General features: G+C 73.8%; 16 protein-coding genes. 9 read left to right on the top strand and 7 right to left on the bottom strand.

Annotated elements, in window-relative coordinates; translation table 11 throughout:
- Window positions 1–35: 35 nt before the first annotated feature.
- Window positions 36–2,054 carry an ATP-binding domain-containing protein gene (locus ACIRPK_RS02785; RefSeq protein ID WP_403031931.1) on the bottom strand — a complete coding sequence of 673 codons (2,019 nt, stop codon included), beginning with the start codon at window positions 2,052–2,054 and terminating at the stop codon, window positions 36–38.
- A gap of 10 nt (window positions 2,055–2,064) precedes the next feature.
- Window positions 2,065–3,045, bottom strand: a complete 981-nt coding sequence (locus tag ACIRPK_RS02780; protein WP_403031928.1) for an aldo/keto reductase — start codon at window positions 3,043–3,045, stop codon at window positions 2,065–2,067.
- Window positions 3,046–3,314: 269 nt separating this feature from the next.
- Here ACIRPK_RS02780 and ACIRPK_RS02775 point away from each other — a divergent pair, with 269 nt between their 5' ends.
- Window positions 3,315–4,361 (top strand): LLM class F420-dependent oxidoreductase, encoded by a 1,047-nt coding sequence (locus tag ACIRPK_RS02775; protein ID WP_403031926.1) that lies wholly within the window; start codon window positions 3,315–3,317, stop codon window positions 4,359–4,361.
- A gap of 21 nt (window positions 4,362–4,382) precedes the next feature.
- Here ACIRPK_RS02775 and ACIRPK_RS02770 read toward each other — a convergent pair whose 3' ends face one another.
- Window positions 4,383–5,363, bottom strand: coding sequence for a magnesium and cobalt transport protein CorA (locus ACIRPK_RS02770; RefSeq protein ID WP_403031924.1), 981 nt, complete (start codon window positions 5,361–5,363; stop codon window positions 4,383–4,385).
- Between the two features lie 80 nt (window positions 5,364–5,443).
- Here ACIRPK_RS02770 and ACIRPK_RS02765 point away from each other — a divergent pair, with 80 nt between their 5' ends.
- The 4 genes from ACIRPK_RS02765 to mshC all read left to right on the top strand — a co-directional run bounded on the left by ACIRPK_RS02765 (window position 5,444) and on the right by mshC (window position 9,024).
- Window positions 5,444–6,139 carry a histidine phosphatase family protein gene (locus tag ACIRPK_RS02765; protein WP_403031922.1) on the top strand — a complete coding sequence of 232 codons (696 nt, stop codon included), beginning with the start codon at window positions 5,444–5,446 and terminating at the stop codon, window positions 6,137–6,139.
- A gap of 138 nt (window positions 6,140–6,277) precedes the next feature.
- Window positions 6,278–6,847 carry a DUF3090 domain-containing protein gene (locus ACIRPK_RS02760; RefSeq protein ID WP_403031919.1) on the top strand — a complete coding sequence of 190 codons (570 nt, stop codon included), beginning with the start codon at window positions 6,278–6,280 and terminating at the stop codon, window positions 6,845–6,847.
- 29 nt (window positions 6,848–6,876) lie between these two features.
- Window positions 6,877–7,689: an SCO1664 family protein gene (locus ACIRPK_RS02755; RefSeq protein ID WP_403031916.1), complete on the top strand. Its 813-nt coding sequence runs from the start codon at window positions 6,877–6,879 to the stop codon at window positions 7,687–7,689.
- Window positions 7,690–7,794: 105 nt separating this feature from the next.
- Window positions 7,795–9,024 carry a cysteine--1-D-myo-inosityl 2-amino-2-deoxy-alpha-D-glucopyranoside ligase gene (gene mshC / locus ACIRPK_RS02750; protein ID WP_403031914.1) on the top strand — a complete coding sequence of 410 codons (1,230 nt, stop codon included), beginning with the start codon at window positions 7,795–7,797 and terminating at the stop codon, window positions 9,022–9,024.
- Between the two features lie 63 nt (window positions 9,025–9,087).
- Here the strand turns inward: mshC and ACIRPK_RS02745 are convergent, their stop codons facing one another.
- Window positions 9,088–10,032 carry a PAC2 family protein gene (locus ACIRPK_RS02745; RefSeq protein ID WP_403031911.1) on the bottom strand — a complete coding sequence of 315 codons (945 nt, stop codon included), beginning with the start codon at window positions 10,030–10,032 and terminating at the stop codon, window positions 9,088–9,090.
- A gap of 241 nt (window positions 10,033–10,273) precedes the next feature.
- Here ACIRPK_RS02745 and ACIRPK_RS02740 point away from each other — a divergent pair, with 241 nt between their 5' ends.
- The 3 genes from ACIRPK_RS02740 (at window position 10,274) to ACIRPK_RS02730 (ending at window position 11,728) form a co-directional block, all read left to right on the top strand.
- Window positions 10,274–10,636 carry a DUF1304 domain-containing protein gene (locus ACIRPK_RS02740; RefSeq protein ID WP_403031909.1) on the top strand — a complete coding sequence of 121 codons (363 nt, stop codon included), beginning with the start codon at window positions 10,274–10,276 and terminating at the stop codon, window positions 10,634–10,636.
- Window positions 10,633–11,247 carry a TetR/AcrR family transcriptional regulator gene (locus tag ACIRPK_RS02735; protein WP_403031906.1) on the top strand — a complete coding sequence of 205 codons (615 nt, stop codon included), beginning with the start codon at window positions 10,633–10,635 and terminating at the stop codon, window positions 11,245–11,247. Before ACIRPK_RS02740 ends, ACIRPK_RS02735 begins: the two co-directional genes overlap by 4 nt.
- 109 nt (window positions 11,248–11,356) lie before the next feature.
- Window positions 11,357–11,728 (top strand): hypothetical protein, encoded by a 372-nt coding sequence (locus tag ACIRPK_RS02730; RefSeq protein WP_403031903.1) that lies wholly within the window; start codon window positions 11,357–11,359, stop codon window positions 11,726–11,728.
- A 7-nt stretch (window positions 11,729–11,735) separates the two neighbouring features.
- On the opposite strand, the gene ACIRPK_RS02725 is transcribed toward ACIRPK_RS02730, so the two are convergent.
- The 3 genes from ACIRPK_RS02725 to ACIRPK_RS02715 form a co-directional block, all read right to left on the bottom strand.
- A complete protein-coding gene (locus tag ACIRPK_RS02725) occupies window positions 11,736–13,193 on the bottom strand; it encodes a serine/threonine-protein kinase (protein WP_403031898.1) in 1,458 nt (485 codons plus the stop codon).
- A gap of 12 nt (window positions 13,194–13,205) precedes the next feature.
- On the bottom strand, window positions 13,206–13,991 hold the full coding sequence (locus tag ACIRPK_RS02720) for a serine/threonine protein kinase (RefSeq protein ID WP_403031895.1): 786 nt from the start codon (window positions 13,989–13,991) through the stop codon (window positions 13,206–13,208).
- A 168-nt stretch (window positions 13,992–14,159) separates the two neighbouring features.
- Window positions 14,160–15,194, bottom strand: coding sequence for a hypothetical protein (locus ACIRPK_RS02715; protein WP_403031893.1), 1,035 nt, complete (start codon window positions 15,192–15,194; stop codon window positions 14,160–14,162).
- Window positions 15,195–15,335: 141 nt separating this feature from the next.
- On the opposite strand from ACIRPK_RS02715, the gene metH reads away from it, so the two are divergent.
- Window positions 15,336–18,872 carry a methionine synthase gene (metH, locus tag ACIRPK_RS02710; RefSeq protein ID WP_403031891.1) on the top strand — a complete coding sequence of 1,179 codons (3,537 nt, stop codon included), beginning with the start codon at window positions 15,336–15,338 and terminating at the stop codon, window positions 18,870–18,872.
- Window positions 18,873–19,051 lie beyond the last annotated feature (179 nt).

The raw sequence follows: 19,051 nt of genomic DNA, 5'->3' as shown, positions 1-19,051 counted from the left end.
CCGCTCGCTTGCGCGCGGTCTGCTCGTACGCCGGCTCAGTACGCCTGCTCGGCCTGCTCCGCGAGAATGGCCCGGAGCCGGGTGGTGCGCGGCTGCGCGGTGCGCTCGGCGACCGCCTGCGGCAGGGCCTGGCCCGCCGCGTGCACCACGGACAGGTGGCGCTCGGCCCGGCCGAAGGCGGTGTAGACCCACTGCCTGGTCAGCCCGGCGGCCGCGTCCTCCGGCAACACGGCGACCACACCGGGCCAGCGCCGGCCGACCGCCTGGTGGCCGGTCAGCGCCCAGCCGTGCCGCAGGCCGGCGGCCTGGGCGGGGGAGAGGGTGAGCCGGGAGCCGTCGGTCAGCTCCAGGTGCAGCCCGGCGGCGTCGCCGTCCAGCACCCGGCCGAGCCGGGTCACCCCGGGGGCGGGGGAGTGCACCACCCGGTCGCCCGGGTCGAAGCCGCCGAACCGGCCGGGGCCGGGGTTCAGTCTGGCCTTGGCCGCCGCGTTCAGCGCCCGGGTGCCCGCGCCGCCGCCGTGACCGGGGGTCAGCAGCACCACCTGCTCGGACGGGATGCCGAGCGCGCGCGGGATGGAGTCAGTGAGCAGCTGCACCGCGCGGTGCACCGCCTCGGCGCCGTCCTTGGCGGTGAGGATCACCACCTCCTTGTCCGGCGACTCGACCGGCTGCAGCTCGCCGACGCCGATGCCGGAGACCAGCTCGCCGATCGGGCCGAAGTCGGGCGTCCGGGAGGCGACGGCGGGGCAGACCTTGGCGGCCAGCAGGTCGGCGAAGAACCGGCCGGCGCCGGCCGACCAGAGCTGCCCCGGGTCGCCGCTGAGCACCAGGCGGGTGCCGTCGGCCAGCGACTCCAGCAGGGTGGCGGCGAGCTCGACGTCGAGCAGCGGGGCGTCCAGCACGATCAGCAGGTCGAGTGCCAGGGTGCCGTCGGGGGCCCGGCCCGGGCCCGCCGGAGCGGCGGCACCGGCCAGCAGGTCGGCCAGGACGGCCACTTCGGACGCGTCGGCGGCGGCCCGGAGGCCGTCCCGGCCCTCGGCCGTCCAGGTCGCGGCCCAGGCGCGCAGCCCGAGGGCGCGGGCGGCGGCGAGCAGTGCGGCGGGCTCCGCCCGGGCGGCCTCGCCGCCGGTGTGCAGCACCACGGCGCTCTCGGCCACCGCCCGGATCAGCGCGGTGGCGGACGAGGACGGCGCGGCGACGGCGGCCGCCTCCCAGGCGGCCGGACCTGGCTGGACCGGCGGGTGGTCGACCGGGTCGGTGCCGCCCTCGCTCCCGTCCTCGGCGGCGTCGTCTTGCTCGGAGCTCTCCTCGGCGTCGTCCCGCTCGGAGCTCTCCTCGTCCGTGCCCGGCACGAAGGTGGACATCACCCGGACCAGGCCGTCCGCGAGGCTCTCCTCCGCCAGCGCCAGGCGTTCGAGCGCGAGCAGCGTCCGCATCGGGGGCTCGTCCTCCTCGTCCTCCGAGGGGCGGTGACCGGGGAGCTCCTCCTGAAAGGCCATCACCCGGCCGTCCACCACGACCTCCTGGAGCGCGGCGGCCGCGTCCGGCAGCCCGAGCTTCTCCAGCCCGGTCGCGACCTCGCCGATCTCCTGGGCGGAGTGCCCGCGCAGCGCGGCCTGCTCCAGCAGCCACGGCACCAGCGCCTGCGCCCGCCGCGGGTCGCCGGGGCCGGCCTCGGCGCCGAGCAGGCCGCGGGCGAAGCCGTCCGCCTGGTCGGGCCGGACGCCGGGCAGGGCGAGCACGGCCCACGGGTCCTCGCGGAGCGCGCCGGCCGCGCCGTCACCGAGCAGGGCCACCGCGGCGGTGGCGAACTCGGCGGGCGCACCACCGGCGGTGAGCACCCCGGCGGTGTCGCGCAGCGCCTGCTCGCGCTGCGCGTCCAGGGCCTCCGCGCTGGGCGCGGCGGTGCCGACGGTACGGATCGCCTCGGCCAACGCGGCCACCGCGTCCGGCGGTTGGACCGGCTGATCGGCCGGCCCGGTCGCGTCCTGAGCCGGAGTCACGACCTCCGGAGCGCCCTCGGCCACGTTCTGTACTTCCTCCACGTCGCCCATCACTTCGCTCCTACAGCTCCGTCCAGCCTTGGTCCGGGTAGCGGTGCACCGGGGCCGAGACGTCGTCCAGCGCACCGCGGATCTCATCCGGAAGCGTAAGCGCCTCCACCGACAGCGCCGACCGCAGCTGACCCGCCGTCCGGGCCCCGATCAGCGCGCTCGCCACCCCGGGCCGGTCCCGGACCCAGGACAGCGCGACCGCGAGCGGGCTGCTGGCCAGTCCGTCGGCCGCGGTGGCGAGCGCGTCCACGATCCGCCGGGACCGGTCGCCGAGGTAGGGCTGCACGAAGCCGGAGAGGTACGGCGAGGCGCCGCGCGACTCGGGCGGTACGGCGTGCCGGTACTTGCCGGTGAGCACCCCCCGGCCGAGCGGCGAGGAGGCGATCAGGCCGACCCCGGCGTCCAGCGCGGCCGGCACCACCTCGCGCTCGATGCCGCGCTGGAGCAGCGAGTACTCCATCTGGGTGCCGGCCAGCGGCACCCGGCCGGGGTGCGCGCGCTGCCAGGCGGCGGCCTTGGCGAGCTGCCAGCCCGAGTAGTTGGAGACGCCGACGTACCGGGCCTTGCCACTGGCCACCGCCAGGTCGAGCGCGTACAGGGTCTCCTCGTCCGGGGTGGCCGGGTCGAAGGCGTGCACCTGCCAGAGGTCCACGTAGTCGGTGCCGAGCCGGCGCAGCGAACCGTCCAGGGCGGAGAGCAGGCTGCCGCGCGAGGTGTCGAACCGGCGGTCCGAGTCCGGGACGCTACCCGCCTTGGTGGCGATGACCAGTTCGGAGCGCGGGATCAGACTGTCCGTCAGGCGGGAGATCAGGTACTCCGCGCCGCCGTCGGCGTAGACGTCGGCGGTGTCCAGCAGGGTGCCGCCCGCGTCGACGAAGGTCTTGAGCTGTTCGGCGGCGTCGTGCTCGTCGGTGTCCCGCCCCCAGGTCATGGTGCCGAGCCCGAGTCTGGAGACCCGGAGCCCGGTCCGTCCCAGGTGACGCTTCTCCATCGGGCAGAACCTCCGTCGGCCGGCAGACACGCAGGTGAGGGAGGTCCCTCCCCCTGTCGGCAGAGCGTAGCGGCCCGGACCCGGAGCGCCACGCCGACCCGCAGAGCGGTCCGCCGAGGTGCCCCGGTGGTGTGACGCGGCCCACACCTACCGGCCGGTAGCATGGCCGCGCGGCCACCGATACGCTCCCGGACGAGCGGTGACCACGCGTGCGACGACCTCCGTGCGGGGATCACCCCCACGGTGACCACGACCCGGAAGGCTTCCACATGCGACTCGGCATCAACCTCGGCTACTGGGGACTCGGCATGGACGCCGACAACGTCGCCGTCGCGCAGGAGGCGGACCGGCTCGGCTACTCGGTCTGCTGGGCCGCCGAGGCGTACGGTTCCGACGCCGCCACCGTGCTCGCGTACGTCGCCGCCAAGACCGAGCGGATCGACGTCGGTTCGGCCATCTTCCAGATCCCGGCCCGCACCCCGGCGATGACCGCGATGACCGCCGCCACCCTGGACACCCTCTCCGGCGGCCGGTTCCGGCTCGGCCTGGGCGTCTCCGGGCCGCAGGTCTCCGAGGGCTGGTACGGCGTCAAGTTCGACAAGCCGCTGGCCCGCACCCGCGAGTACGTGGAGATCATCCGCAAGGCGATGTCCCGCGAGCGGCTGGTGCACGAGGGCGAGCACTGGACCCTGCCGCTGCCCGGCGGCCCGGGCAAGCCGATCAAGCTGACGGTGCATCCGGTCCGCGAGCACATCCCGCTCTACATCGCCGCGATCGGCCCGAAGAACCTGGAGCAGACCGGCGAGATCGCCGACGGCTGGCTCGGCATCTTCTTCGCGCCCGAGCACGCCGCGCTCTCGATCGACCCGCTCCGGGCCGGCCGGGCCAAGGCCGGGCAGACCCTGGACGGCTTCGACCTCTGCCCGACCGTCACCATCTCGGTCGGCGACGACGTCAAGGCCGCCGCGGACACCCAGCGGTCGTACGCCGCGCTCTACATCGGCGGGATGGGCAGCAAGGAGAAGAACTTCTACAACCAGCTGGCCCGCCGGATGGGCTACGAGCAGGCCGCCGACGAGATCCAGGAGAAGTACCTCGCCAGGGACTACGCGGGCGCCGCCGCCGCCGTCCCGCACGACCTGATCGACTCCACCGCGCTGCTCGGCACCACCGAGCGGATCGCCGACCGGATGCAGGCGTACGCCGACGCTGGCGTCACCACCCTGACCCTCGCCCCGGCCGGGTTCACCCTGGACGAGCGGATCACCGCGCTGCGCACCGGCGTCGCGGCCCTGGAGCGGGCGGGGCTGGCGTAGGTCCTCAGGCGCAGCGGTGGGTCAGAGCCAGCCGCTGCGCTTGAAGACCCGGTGCAGGACCAGACAGAGCGTCGCCATCAGGCCGACCGCCGCCGGGTAGCCCCAGGGCTGGCGGAGCTCCCACATGTGCTCGAAGTTCATCCCGTACACGCCCGCGATCATCGTCGGCACGGCGGCCAGCGCCGCCCAGGCCGAGATCTTCCGCATGTCGTTGTTCTGCTGCACGCTCACCTGGGCGAGGTTGGCGTTCAGGATGTCCGAGAGCAGCCGGTCCAGCGCGTCCACCTGCTCGTTCACCCGGGCCAGGTGGTCGGCCACGTCCCGCAGGTAGGGGACGAGCTTCTCCGGCAGGGTCGGGACGGTGCCGGAGGCCAGCCGGAACAGCGGCTCCTGGAGCGGTCCGGTGCACTTGCGGACCGTGGTCACCTGACGCTTGAAGGCGTAGATCCGCTCGGCCAGCCCGCGGGCCGGGCCGCCGGGGGCGAACACCTCCGCCTCCAGGTCGTCCAGGTCGGTCTGCAGCGCGGCGGCCACCTCCAGGTACTGGTCCACCACCAGGTCGGCTACCGCGTAGAGCACCGCGGCGGGGCCCTGGGCGAGCAGCTCCGGCTGCTCCTCCATCGCGGCCCGCACCCCGGCCAGCGGGCTCTGGCTGCCGTGCCGGATCGTCATCGCGTAGCTGTCGCCGAGGAAGAGCATCAGCTCGCCGGTGCTGACCGAGTGCCCCTCGGAGCGGTAGGCGAGGGTCTTGAGCACGACGAACAGCGAGTCGGGGTAGCGATCGACCTTGGGGCGCTGATGCGCCGTCACGGCGTCCTCGATCGCCAGCGGGTGCAGCCCGAACTCCTCGCTGACCAGGTCGAGCTCGTCGGCGGTCGGTTCGAGCACGCCGACCCAGACGAAGGCGTCGCCCTCCCGGCGGGCCACCGCGAGCGCGTCCGAGTAGTCCTCGGGGCCCTCGCTGCGATGGCCGCCACGGTAGATGGCGCTGTCGACGATCATGGGATCCATTCTGCTGCCCGGTGACCTGAAAGGGCACCATACCCAGCGGCCGCGCCGGGCGGAGGTCGTAGGCTGACCTCATGCCGACCTTGCTGCTCGTCCGCCACGGCCGTTCCACCGCCAACACGGCCGGGGTGCTCGCCGGTTGGACACCGGACGTCCACCTCGACGACACCGGCCGGGCCCAGGCGGCCGGGCTGGCCGAACGGCTGGCGGGCATTCCGCTGGTGCAGGCGGTGAGCAGCCCGCTGGAGCGCTGCGCCGAGACGCTGGCGCCGCTGCTGGCGGGCCGCCCCGAGCTCGGCCCGGCCGCGCGCGACGAGCGGCTCGGCGAGTGCCACTACGGGGAGTGGACCGGCCGGCCGCTGGCCGAGCTGGCGACGGAGCCGCTCTGGCGGACCGTGCAGGACCACGCGGCGGCCGCCGCCTTCCCCGGCGGCGAGTCGCTGCGGGAGCTGAGCCACCGGACGGTCACCGCCGTCCGGGAGTGGAACGAGAAGATCGCGGTCGAGCACGGCCCCGACGCGGTCTGGGTGGCCTGCTCGCACGGCGACGTGATCAAGGCGGTGGTGGCCGACGCGCTCGGCCTGCACCTGGACCACTTCCAGCGGATCTCGGTCGAGCCCTGCTCGGTCACCGCGATCCGCTACACCCCGCACCGGCCGTTCGTGCTGCGGGTCGGCGACACCGGCAGCCTGGCCTCGCTGGCGCCCCGCCCGTCCCCGGCGGCGGCCGAGGGCGACGCGGTGGTCGGCGGCGACACCGGCACCCGGTGAGCCGGGACGGCCGGTCCGGGGCGGGGTCCCCGCAGCCGGCTCCGGCCGTCCGACCAGCAGGACCGACGCCCCAACTGGGCCGCACAGGCCGTAGGGTGACCGGTGAGACCACGATCGACCAGAACCCGGAGCGAGAGAGTGCCCCGTCAGGTCCACTTCTATGACCAGCCCGAGCGGTTCGTCGCCGGCACCGTCGGCCAGCCCGGTGCCCGGGCGTTCTACCTGCAGGCCAGCGCACGCGGCCGGATCACCTCGGTGCTGCTGGAGAAGGCCCAGGTGGCGGCCCTCGCCGAGCGGGTCGAACAGGTGCTGGACGAGGCGCTGCGGCGCAGCGACGGCGAGGCGGACATCCCCGCCGTCGCCCCGGCCGAGCTGATCGACACCGCGCCGCTGGACCTCCCGCTGGAGGAGGAGTTCCGGGTCGGCACGATGGCGCTGGCCTGGGACGGCACCGACGAGCGGCTGGTGGTCGAGGCGCAGGCGGTGACCGAGGCCGAGGAGGAGGGCGAGGATTCCACCGCCGCCTTCGAGGACGAGGAGAACGGGCCCGACCTGCTCCGGGTCCGGCTGAGCGGCGCGATGGCCCGGGTCTTCGCCAAGCGGGCCCTCGACCTGGTCGCGGCCGGCCGCAAGCCCTGCCCGTTCTGCAACCTGCCGCTCGACCCCGAGGGCCACCTCTGCCCCCGCGCGAACGGGTACCGACGCTGAACGCGGAGACCGTCCCGGTCGCGGACCCGGTGGCGAGCGCCGCGCTGGCCGCCGATCCGGCGACCGCGCTGGCCCTGCTGCGCACCGGCGAGCTCGCCGTGCACGGCCGGATCACCACGGCCTCGAACGGGGTGCTCTACTGCACCGTCACGCTGGACGGCCGGACGGCGCCGTGCGTCTACAAGCCGGTGGCCGGGGAGCGCCCGCTCTGGGACTACCCCGACGGCACGCTGGCCGGGCGCGAGGTCGCGGCGTACCTGGTCTCGGCCGCCACCGGCTGGGCGCTGATCCCGCCCACCGTGCTGCGGGACGGCCCGCACGGCCCCGGCATGGTGCAGCTCTGGGTGGAGCCGGACGAGGCCGCCGAGGACCTGATCGACCTGCAGGACCCGGCCGGCCCCGAGCCGGGCTGGCTGCCGATCGTCCTGGCCGACGTCGGCGGCGGCCGCAGCGCGCTGCTGGTGCACCGGGACGACCCGCGGCTGCGCCGACTGGCGGTACTCGACGCGGTGCTGAACAACTCGGACCGCAAGGGCGGCCACTGGATCGCCGCCGCCGACGGCCGGCTGTACGGCATCGACCACGGCGTGACCTTCGCGGAGCCCGCCAAACTCCGTACGCTGCTCTGGGGTTGGGCCGGTGAACCGCTCCCGCCCGAGGCCCCGGAGGTGCTCGCCGCGCTGGCCGAGGACCTCGGGGGCGCGCTGGGGGAGAGCCTGCGCCCCCATCTCACCTCCACCGAGCTGGCCGCCGTCCGGGCCCGGGTCACCGATCTCCGGGACACCGGCAGGCACCCGCTGCCCGCCCCTGACTGGCCGTCGATTCCCTGGCCGCCGGTCTGAGCCCCGCCGTCGGGCCGAGGCGATCAGGAGTGGTCGGAAACTCATTCCAGCCGATCTCGGCTACTGGTTAGCCTTTCAAATGATCGCAAGGTTAGAGTCGGAGCCATGCATTCCTGGCCCGCCTCCGAGGTACCCGCCCTGCCTGGTCAGGGGCTTCCCCTCCGAATCCACGACACCGCCACGGGCAGCGTCCGGGAGGTCGTCCCGCAGGGCCCCACCGCCCGCCTGTACGTCTGCGGGATCACCCCCTACGACGCCACCCACCTGGGTCACGCCGCCACCTACAACACCTTCGACCTGGTGCAGCGGGTCTGGAAGGACGCCGGTCACGACGTCCTCTACGTCCAGAACGTGACCGACGTGGACGACCCGCTGCTCGAGCGCGCGGTCGCCACCGGCCAGGACTGGACGGTGCTGGCCGAGCGCGAGACCGCGCTGTTCCGGGAGGACATGACCGCGCTGCGGATGCTCCCCCCGGCGCACTACATCGGCGCCGTCGAGTCGATCCCGTGGATCGTCCCGCTGGTGAAGAAGCTGCTGGCCACCGGCGCCGCCTACGAGCTGGACGGCGACATCTACTTCTCGGTCGAGTCCGACCCGCACTTCGGCGAGGTCTCCGGGCTGACCCGGGAGGAGATGCTGCCGGTCTTCGGCGAGCGCGGCGGCGACCCGGACCGGCCCGGCAAGAAGCACCCGCTGGACGCCCTGCTCTGGCTGGCCGCCCGGCCGAACGAGCCCGCCTGGGACACCGAGCTCGGCCACGGCCGGCCCGGCTGGCACATCGAGTGCGTGGCGATCGCGCTGGAGTACCTGGGGATGTCGTTCGACATCCAGGGCGGCGGCAGCGACCTGTCCTTCCCGCACCACGAGATGGGCGCCGCGCACGCCCAGGTGGCCGTCGGCGGCCACCCCTACGCCCGGGCCTACGTGCACGCCGGGATGGTCGCGCTGGACGGGCAGAAGATGTCCAAGTCGCGCGGCAACCTGGTCTTCGTCTCGGCGCTGCGCCGGGACGGCGTGGACCCGGCCGCGATCCGGCTCGCCCTGCTCGCGCACCACTACCGCAGCGACTGGGAGTGGACCAAGGACGACCTGGCGCTCGCGCTGGAGCGGCTGGACCGCTGGCGCGCGGCCGTCTCGCGGCCCGACGGCCCGTCGGCGGACGCCCTGCTGACCGAGGTCCGGGCGGCGCTGGCGAACGACCTGGACGCCCCCGCCGCGCTCGCCGCGGTGGACCGCTGGGCCGAGCGGCAGACCGCCGAGGGCGGCACCGAGCTCGGTGCGCCCGGCCTGGTCTCGCGCACGGTCGACGCCCTGCTGGGTGTCGCGCTGTAGGCACCGGCCGAACGGGTGAGGGGGCGTCAGCGACCGCTGACGCCCCCTCACCCGTTCAGGGGCTCAGCTCTCCGGCTCGTCCGGCGGGTTGTCCGTCCGCGGTTCCGGGTCGGCCGGCCGTTCGGCGGTGGCGTGGCCGGAGACCGGCTTCTCACCGGTCGGCCCCAGGTTGTCCCGGCGGCGCAGGTAGCGCTCGAACTCGCGGGCGATCGCGTCGCCGGAGGCCTCCGGCAGCTCGGCGGTGTCCTGCGCCTCCTCCAGCTGCTGGACGTACTCGGCGACCTCGCTGTCCTCGGCGGCCAGCTGGTCGACCCCGATCTGCCAGGCCCGGGCGTCCTCGGTCAGCTCGCCCGGCGGGATGCGCAGGTCGAGCAGGTCCTCCAGCTTGTTGATCAGCGCCAGCGAGGCCTTCGGGTTCGGCGGCTGGGCCACGTAGTGCGGCACGGCCGCCCAGAGCGTCACGGCCGGCACCCCGGCGTGCGCGCACGCCTCCTGGAGCACCCCGACGATCCCGGTGGGGCCCTCGTACCGGCTCTCCTCCAGGTCGAGCGTCCTGGCCAGGTCGGCGTCCGAGGTGACCCCGCTGACCGGCACCGGCCTGCTGTGCGGCGCGTCACCCAGCAGGGCGCCCAGGATGACCACCAGCTCGACGCCCAACTCGTGCGCGAAACCGAGCAGTTCGTTGCAGTACGAGCGCCAGCGCATGCTCGGCTCGATGCCCCGGACCAGCACCAGGTCGCGCGGCTTCGGCTCGGTCACCCGGACCACCGACAGCCGGGTGGTCGGCCAGGTGATCCGGCGTACCCCGCCGTCCAGCCAGACCGTGGGCCGGTTGACCTGGAAGTCGTAGTAGTCCTCGGCGTCGAGGGCGGCGAAGACCTTGCCGCCCCAGGTCTCGTCCAGATGTCCCACGGCCGCCGAGGCGGCGTCTCCCGCGTCGTTCCAGCCCTCGAACGCGCAGACCATCACCGGGTCGATCAACTCGGGAACATCTTCCAGCTCGATCACCCAGCGTCTCCCTCCGGACCTGACTCCGCATGGAACGGTCCGTTCCATGGTCCCTACCTGCCCAGCCTACGAGCTTTGATGCCTCGGCCCGGGGAGGGTCGGGAAGCGTCGAGCCTATCCCGGCGGGGCGACCGAAACACAGTCGATTGTCGCGGTCTACTGGACAGGTGTCCATTAATGATGGACAGTTGTCCAGGAAGAGCCGAGGGCCCGTGCGGGCCGGTGCGAAGGAGTGAGACCCATGCAGATCGTCGCGAACGTCCTGGTCGGCCTGGTGGCCGCGTTGCACGCCTGGATCCTGGTGCTGGAGATGTTCCTCTGGGAGGGCGCGCCGGGGCGCAAGCTCTCCGGCTTCGACGCCGCGACGGCCAGGCTGACCGCGCCGCTGGCGGCCAACCAGGGCCTCTACAACGGGTTCCTGGCGGCCGGCCTGGTCTGGGGCCTGATCGCGGGTGACCCGACCGGCTACCGGGTGCAGGTGTTCTTCCTGAGCTGCGTGGTGGTCGCCGGGCTGTACGGGGCCGCCACCGCCAACCGGCGGATCCTGTTCGCCCAGGCGCTGCCCGGGGCGCTCGCGCTGGCCGCGGTGCTGGTGGCCGGGTGACCGGCGCGGACGGCGCGGGTGGGGCCGGTGGGACGGGCGTGGGCGGGGCCGGCGCCGACCCGCGCGCCGAGCGGACCAGGGCGCGGCTGCGCGCCGCCCTGCTGGCCGAGTGCGCCGAGCGGCCGCTGGCCGAGCTCGGGGTCGCGGCGCTGACCCGGCGGGCCGAGGTCGGCCGGGCCACCTTCTACGTGCACTACCCCGACCTGCAGGCGCTCGCGGTGGACGCCTGCGCGGAGGTGGTCCGGGACGGGGTGGCGGCGCTGCACGCCTGGCGCGGGGTGCCCGACCCGGCCGTGCCGCCGCCCGCGCTGGCCGGGTTCCTCACCGTGCTCTGCGGGCACGCGGCGCTCTACCGGGCGCTGCTGACCCCCGAGGGCGGGGGGCCGCTGGGCGAGCTGATGCACCGTGAACTGCGCGAGTACAGCCGACGGGAGCGCGAACTGGCCGGTGCGCCGCACGCCGCCCTGGTCGCCACGGCGGTGGCCGCCACCTTCACCGGGCTGCTCGCGGACTGGCTGCACGGCGGGATCACCGGGACGCCCGAGGAGCTGGCCGCCCGGAGCTGGCGGCTGCTGATCGCGCTGCACCGGACCCCGCTCGACCCGGCCTGACCAGGGCGGGGAGACCCTGACAGATGTCAGGTACCGAGGGGTTCCGCCCGGTGGTTCGCTGAGTCTCGGCGCGGGAGAGTCCGCGCCGGGACCAGTTAGGAGAGCCCTCATGTTCGGTGTACGCAGGCTGGCCATGGCCGGTGCCGCGATCGCGCTCGGTGTCGCCTCCCTCGGGGCCACCGCCGTCAGCGCGGATGCGGCGAGCGGTTGCTACGGGATCGGCGGCGGCAAGTACAACTGCCACGTCTGGAAGACCGCCCCGACCTTCTGGGAGCACAACGTCCGGGCCGGCACGCTGAATGCCGGCACCAACTACTTCTACTGCCAGGCGGTCGGCACCACCATGTCCGACGGTCCGTACTACAACAAGTGGTACGCCAAGACCGACGACGACAGTGGCAACAAGGGCGTCTGGGTCAACGTCATCTACCTCTCCGGCGGCGGGAACGACCAGCCCGTGCCGGGGCTGCCCACCTGCTGACGCCCCGTCATCCGCCGTACTGCGCCAGGTAGCGCAGTACCAGGTCGACATGGGGCCGGACGCGCTCGGGGACACCCCCGGCGTCGGCCACCGTCTTGTCGCTGGTCCGGTAGCCGGCGGCGACCAGTGCCCGCAGGTCGCCGCCGGTGCCCCGGCGCTTGAGCTGCTGGTCCAGCCAGCAGACGTAGTTGCCCATGGTGACGATGGCGTCCGGGGCCGACATGTAGTCCTTCCGGCCGTCACCGTCGCCGTCCTGCGCCCAGGCCTTGAAGACCGAGGGCGTCCACATCGCGATGCCGTACTCCTCGGTCGCCGGGCGGGCGGCGGTGGGGTCGAAGCCGCTCTCCGCCTTGAGCATGGCGGCGATCAGGGCCGGGCTGATCTCCGGTTCGGGGCAGGCCCGGGCGGCCCGGAGGATCGGCTCGCGCAGGGCGGCGGGCACGTCGGCGTCGGCCGGCAGGGCACCGGCCACCGGGGGAGGCGGTGGCAGCGGCGTCCGCCCGGGCAGGCCCGCCCAGCCCGCCGGGGCCGCGGCCAGCAGTGCCAGCAGGATCAGCCGGGCGATCCGGCGCCTTCGTCGAGGGGGTGGCGTGTGCAGAGCTCGCAGTCTGGCCATCAGTCGGCCCGCGTCAGGCCGTGCCGCCTGGTCCACCGCCAGGCAGTCGGCGATCAACGCCCGCCACCCGGGTGGCAGGCGTTCGTCCAGCCGCAAGGGCGTCACCCCGCGCGCGTACGCCTGCGCGGCCAGTCCCCGGGCCCGTGCGGTCGCGCCGAGGAAGGGGTGCAGGCCACCGCTGAGCACCTGATGGGCCAGCACCCCGAAGGCCCAGACATCGGCTCCCGGCCGGAGTTGCACGCCCCGGGGCCCCGAGCGCTGGGACCACCACTCCGGCGGCACGTGGTCCAGCGAGCCGAGCGGCGGGACGTAGGCGTGGGTGCCCTCCAGTTCGGTGGTCAGCCCGAAGTCCGCCAGCCGGACGCTGCCGTCGGCCATCAGCAGCACGTTGCCCGGCTTCAGGTCACCGTGCACCCAGCCCTTGGCGTGCATGTGGGCCAGTCCGGTGCACAGTTCGGTCAGCAGCGGCCCGGCCCGGGGGAGCGGGCGGCCGGGCTCGGCGTCCTGGAGCAGCTGGTGCAGGCTCTGCTCGGCGCGTTCCATCACCAGTGCGACGGCGCCGTCCAGCGCCTGCCGCTCCGGATCCCGGACGGTGACCACCGCCAGGGTCCGGATCAGCTGCGGGTGGTCGGCCCGGCGGCTGAACCGGATCTCACGCCGGGTCAGCTCCGCCAGGGTCCGGCGCTGCCCGGGGGCGAGCCGTCCGGGCGGCAGGAACTTCACCGCCACCGGGCTCCCGTCGGCCTCGCTGCGCGCCGCGTACACCCGGCCCCAGGCGCCTGCCCCGATCGGGCCGGTGATCCGGTAGCCGGCCACCAGATAGCCGGTCGGCACGTCGGTCGGCTCCATCGGCACCGGGGCTCAGCACCCGCGCGGAGCCGGGGCGGGCGACGGCCTCGGCGCGACGACCGGCGCGGGCAGCAGCACGAGGTGCTCCTCGCGGACCAGGTCGAAGCGCAGGGCCAGCGAGACCAGCTCCTCCCGCTTGCGGCCGGTCCGCCCGCCGTCCTCGCACTCCCGCAGCCGGAGCTTGGTGTCGGCCAGGTAGTCGATGTGGTAGTTGACGGCGGATCGGGTCAGCGCCCGGCAGCCCGGGAGCCGGCCCAGCCGCTCCAGCACGTCGTTCACCCCCGGCACCGCGGCGGCCGAGGGGTCGCGCAGCCGGGGCTCGCAGAGCGCCAGCAGGACCAGGAAGTACTTGGCCGTCGGATCCAGCGCGAACGGGCTCACCGTGAGGTCACCGCCCTTGTGGTCCGGCAGCCCGTCCAGGTAGGCGTGCTGCGGCGCGAAGACCTTGAAGTCGCTCGACCCGTCGACCGACGGCAGCACCACCCGGGCGAACTCGAACGGCACCGGTGCGCCCAGCCGCCCGGGGGCCACCTTGACGTGCTCACCGGCCCCCTCCAGGTTCTCCACCACGTAGGTCGCGCCGGAGCTGAAGTTGGACAGCCGCCAGTAGTCCTCGGCCGCCGTCACCTCGCCCGCCCGGCGGGAGACCCCCTGGTCGGCCAGCTCGATGGCGACCGGACAGTCCGGCGCGCCCCGGCCGAAGTCCGCCTGCTCACCGGGCCCCATCCGGAGCAGCCGGGGCCGCTCACCGGGTGCCTCGCCCCGGCGCGGCGGCAGTTGGACGATGACGGTGTCCATCGGGGCTCCTCCGGCCGGCGGCGGTCGTGCGCGAACCATGCTAGACGCTCCGTGGTCGGCTGGTCACCATCCGTACGGGTGGCCGCCGTTCGGCCGAGTCGGGTCGGATCACCGCCGCTCGACGTCACCCCGCTGCTGCCGCCGCCGCAGGTCCGGCCGGCCCCGGCGTCAGCTCCAACCGGCCCGGTAGGCCGCCCAGTCGGCCGGGGTGGCGGTGAAGTCGACGTACAGCGCCAGGCCGAAGTTCGGCCGCCCCGGCGCCGTCCGGTCGAGCCCGAGCCGGGCACCCCGGACGGCGGCGGCCACCGTCTCGGCCGAGCCCCGGTGCCCGAAGGTGTCGTCCTGGTAGGCGGGCAGTCCCATCAGCAGGTCCACCTGAGGAGGCGTCACCTCCAGCGCCAGCGTGGTCTGCTGCGCCACGTACCCGCCGTACAGCGGCTGCACGGGCATCCCCGTGTCGTACGACATCACCGCCAGCTGCTCGACCCGCCGGGCCACCTCGGCGAAGTACGCCTGCGACCACCACTTGCCGTGGTCGAAGACGGTGGCGGAGAGCGCGTGCAAGCCCGGCAGCGGGTCGATCTGCGGGGTCGCCACCGAGAGCGGCACGCCCCGCGCGGCGGTCAGCGCGTGCGCCTGGTCGAGCAGGGCCAGGAAGCCGGCCGAGCCGGAGCGGATCGGCTCCAGGTCGTAGTGCACCCCGTCGAAGCCGAGGTCCAGCACCTGCCCGCTCGCCGCGGTGATCCGGTCGCGGACGGTGCGGTCGGCCAGCTCCAGGCCGTCCTTCTCCGGCCGCACCACGTCGCCCAGCCAGGCCTGCACCCGCAGCCCGGGCAGTTCCCGGCGCACCTCGGCGAGGAACTGACGGGCCCTCGGGTAGCGGTCCGTGGGCAGCGAGCCGTCGTGCTCCAGCGGCCCGGTGTGCACGTACAGGTCGCGCACGCCCGTCCCGGCCAGCAGCCGCGTCAACGCGGCGACATCCGCCTCCCCCTTCCGTCCGTCCACCCAGGCGTGCCCCAGCCAGAGCGCGTCCCGGCCCCTGGTCCTGGCCTGGTCGGAGGGGTCGCCGGAGTACTCCCGGCTCAGCGCGAGGGCGGCCCCGGCCACCGGGAGCAGCGCCAGCAGCAGGGCCAGCAGGCCGCTCACCCCGGCCCGCTGCCACCACGACCAGCCCCGCCAGATCCGGCCGATCCGCTTGATCATCCGTCCTCCCTGTGGGCGGAAGACGCTCAGGATGCGAAACGGGTTCCCGACCTGGGCGTTCGGCCCGTTACCCTGACCGCGTGCGTCCCGTACACGGACGGGACGCATAGCCGACAGCCGTCGCACCCAGGGAGCAGCCCCATGGCCACAGCCGTCCCCGCATCCACACTCACCATCGCCGCCGCGCAGCAGCGCGCGAACGCGCTGCGCGAAGCCCTCGCCACCCGGGTGGTGGTGGCCGACGGCGCGATGGGCACCATGCTCCAGGCGCAGGACCCGTCGATGGAGGACTTCGAGCAGCTCGAGGGCTGCAACGAGGTGCTGAACCTGACCCGCCCGGACATCGTGCGCGCCGTGCACGACGCCTACTTCGCGGTCGGCGTGGACTGCGTGGAGACCAACACCTTCGGCGCCAACCACGCGGCACTGGCCGAGTACGACATCCCGGAGCGGGTGCACGAGCTCTCCGAGGCCGGTGCCCGGGTGGCCCGCGAGGCCGCCGACACCTTCACCGCGCAGGACGGCCGGATCCGCTGGGTGCTCGGTTCGATCGGCCCCGGCACCAAGCTGCCGACGCTCGGCCACGCCCCGTACGAGCTGCTCCGGGGCGGCTTCCAGAAGAACGCCGCCGGTCTGATCGCGGGCGGCGCCGACGCGCTGCTGGTGGAGACCAGCCAGGACCTGCTGCAGACCAAGGCCGCCATCCTCGGCTCCAAGCGCGCGCTGGCCGAGGCCGGTCTCGACCTGCCGGTGCTGGTCCAGGTGACGGTGGAGACCACCGGCACCATGCTGCTCGGTTCGGAGATCGGCGCCGCGCTGACCGCGCTGGAGCCGCTCGGCGTCGACTACATCGGCCTGAACTGCGCGACCGGCCCGGCCGAGATGAGCGAGCACCTGCGCTACCTGGCCAAGAACGCGAAGATCGGCCTGTCCTGCATGCCGAACGCGGGCCTCCCGGTGCTCGGCAAGGACGGCGCGCACTACCCGCTCAGCCCGGTCGAGCTGGCCGACGCGCACGACACCTTCACCCGCGAGTACGGCCTGGCGCTGGTCGGTGGCTGCTGCGGTACCACCCCCGAGCACCTGCGGGCGGTGGTCGAGCGGGTGCAGGGCCGTCCGGTGACCGCCCGCGACCCGCGTCCCGAGCCGGCCGCCGCCTCGCTCTACCAGCCGGTGACGTTCCGTCAGGACACGTCCTACCTGGCGATCGGCGAGCGCACCAACGCCAACGGCTCGAAGAAGTTCCGCGACTCGATGCTGGCCGGCGACTGGCAGGCCTGCGTGGAGATCGCCCGGGAGCAGATCCGGGACGGCTCCCACCTGCTCGACCTGTGCGTGGACTACGTCGGCCGCGACGGCGTCGCGGACATGAAGGAGATCGCGGGCCGGCTGGCCACCGCCTCCACCCTGCCGATCGTGCTGGACTCCACCGAGCCGGAGGTGCTGCGGGCCGGCCTGGAGGCCCTCGGTGGCCGCGCGGTGCTCAACTCGGTCAACTACGAGGACGGCGACGGCCCGGACACCCGGTTCGGCCGGATCGCGAGCCTGGCCCGGGAGCACGGCGCCGGCCTGATCGCGCTGACCATCGACGAGGAGGGCCAGGCCCGCACCGCCGACGCCAAGGTCGCCATCGCCGAGCGCCTGATCACCCAGCTCACCACCGAGTACGGGGTGGACGAGGGCTCGATCCTGGTGGACTGCCTGGCCTTCACCCTGGGCACCGGCCAGGAGGAGTCCCGCCGGGACGGCATCGAGACCATCGAGGCGATCCGGGAGCTGAAGCGCCGTCACCCCGACGTGCAGACCACCCTGGGCCTGTCCAACATCTCCTTCGGCCTCAGCCCGGCCGCCCGACAGGTCATCAACTCGGTGTTCCTGAACGAGTGCGTCGAGGCCGGTCTCGACTCGGCGATCGTGCACGCCTCCAAGATCCTCCCGATGGCCCGGATCCCGGACGAGCAGCGCGCGGTCGCGCTCGACCTGGTCTACGACCGCCGCCGCCCGGCCACCGACACCGAGGAGAGCTACGACCCGCTGCAGAGGCTGCTCCAGCTCTTCGAGGGCGTCAGCATGGCCAGCTCCGCCGCCTCCAAGGCCGAGGAGCTGGCGGCGCTGCCGCTGGAGGAGCGACTGCAGCGGCGGATCATCGACGGCGAGCGCAAGGGCCTGGAAGCCGACCTGGACGAGGCACTGGCGGAGCGTCCGGCCCTGGAGATCGTCAACTCCACGCTGCTGGCGGGCATGAAGGTGGTCGGCGAGCTGTTCGGCTCCGGCCAGATGCAGCTGCCGTTCGTGCTGCAGTCCGCCGAGGTGATGAAGACCGCGGTGGCGCACCTGGAGCCGCACATGGAGAAGTCCGACGACGAGGGCAAGGGCACCATCGTGCTGGCCACCGTCAAGGGCGACGTCCACGACATCGGCAAGAACCTGGTGGACATCATCCTGTCCAACAACGGCTACACGGTCGTCAACCTCGGCATCAAGCAGCCGGTCTCCGCGATCCTGGACGCCGCCCAGGAGCACCGGGCCGACGTGATCGGGATGTCCGGCCTGCTGGTGAAGTCCACCGTCATCATGAAGGAGAACCTCCAGGAGCTGAACCAGCGTCAGCTCGCCGCCGACTACCCGGTCATCCTCGGCGGTGCCGCCCTCACCCGGGCCTACGTCGAGCAGGACCTGCACGAGATCTACGAGGGCGAGGTCCGCTACGCCCGGGACGCGTTCGAGGGCCTGCGCCTGATGGACGCGCTGATCGCGGTCAAGCGCGGCGTCCCCGGGGCGGTGCTGCCGGAGCTCAAGCAGCGCCGGCACGCCCGGGTCGAGGTGGAGGAGGTCGAGGAGGTCAACCTCGGGCAGATCCGCTCCGACGTCTCGGTGGACAACCGGGTGCCCGCGCCGCCGTTCTGGGGCGACCGGATCGTCAAGGGCATCCCGTTCGCCGACTACTCCTCCTGGCTGGACGAGGACGCGCTGTTCAAGGGCCAGTGGGGCCTGAAGGCGGCGCGCACCGGCGGTCCGTCCTACGAGGAGCTGGTGGAGACCGAGGGCCGCCCCCGGCTGCGGATGTGGCTGGACCGCCTGCAGACCGAGGGCTGGCTGGAGGCCGCCGTGGTCTACGGCTACTACCCGGCCGCCTCCAAGGGCGACGACCTGCTGGTCTACAACCAGGACGGCTCCGAGCGGACCAGGTTCACCTTCCCCCGCCAGCGTCGCGGCCGCCGCCTCTGCCTGGCCGACTTCTTCCGTCCGGAGGAGAGCGGCCAGAAGGACGTGCTCGGCCTGCAGGTGGTCACCATGGGCAACCGGATCTCCGAGGCGGCCAACGAGCTGTTCGCCGCCGACGCCTACCGGGACTACCTGGAGCTGCACGGCCTGTCGGTCCAACTCGCCGAGGCGCTGGCCGAGTTCTGGCACGCCCGGGTCCGGTTCGAGCTGGGCTTCGGCGACGAGGACCCGCAGGACGTCAAGGACATGTTCGCGCTGAAGTACCGCGGCGCCCGCTTCTCGCTCGGCTACGGCGCCTGCCCGGAGCTGGAGGACCGGGCCAAGATCGCCGAGCTGCTGCAGCCGGAGCGGATCGGCGTGGTGCTCTCCGAGGAGTTCCAGCTGCACCCGGAGCAGTCCACCGACGCGATCGTGATCCACCACCCCGAGGCGAAGTACTTCAACGCGCGCTGACGGCGCGGGGTGGGCGCCGGGCGGGTGCCGGGTGGGCCGTCGGGGTGACCGGCCCACCCGGCGTCCGCCCCGGCCCGCCCGCGCCCCTTCAACAGTGGGTAACCGAAAGGCCGCGCTCCGTTCGCTCCGAACCAGGTCGCGGGGCGTATCCTGGATCACCCTGAACGGGCCGGTCCGCT

Origin of the sequence: Kitasatospora sp. NPDC101801 (genome assembly GCF_044766665.1) — a bacterium.
Lineage (GTDB): Bacteria > Actinomycetota > Actinomycetes > Streptomycetales > Streptomycetaceae > Kitasatospora.
Note: the sequence above shows the minus strand (reverse complement) of the source record. Positions and strands in the feature narration are given on the sequence as shown.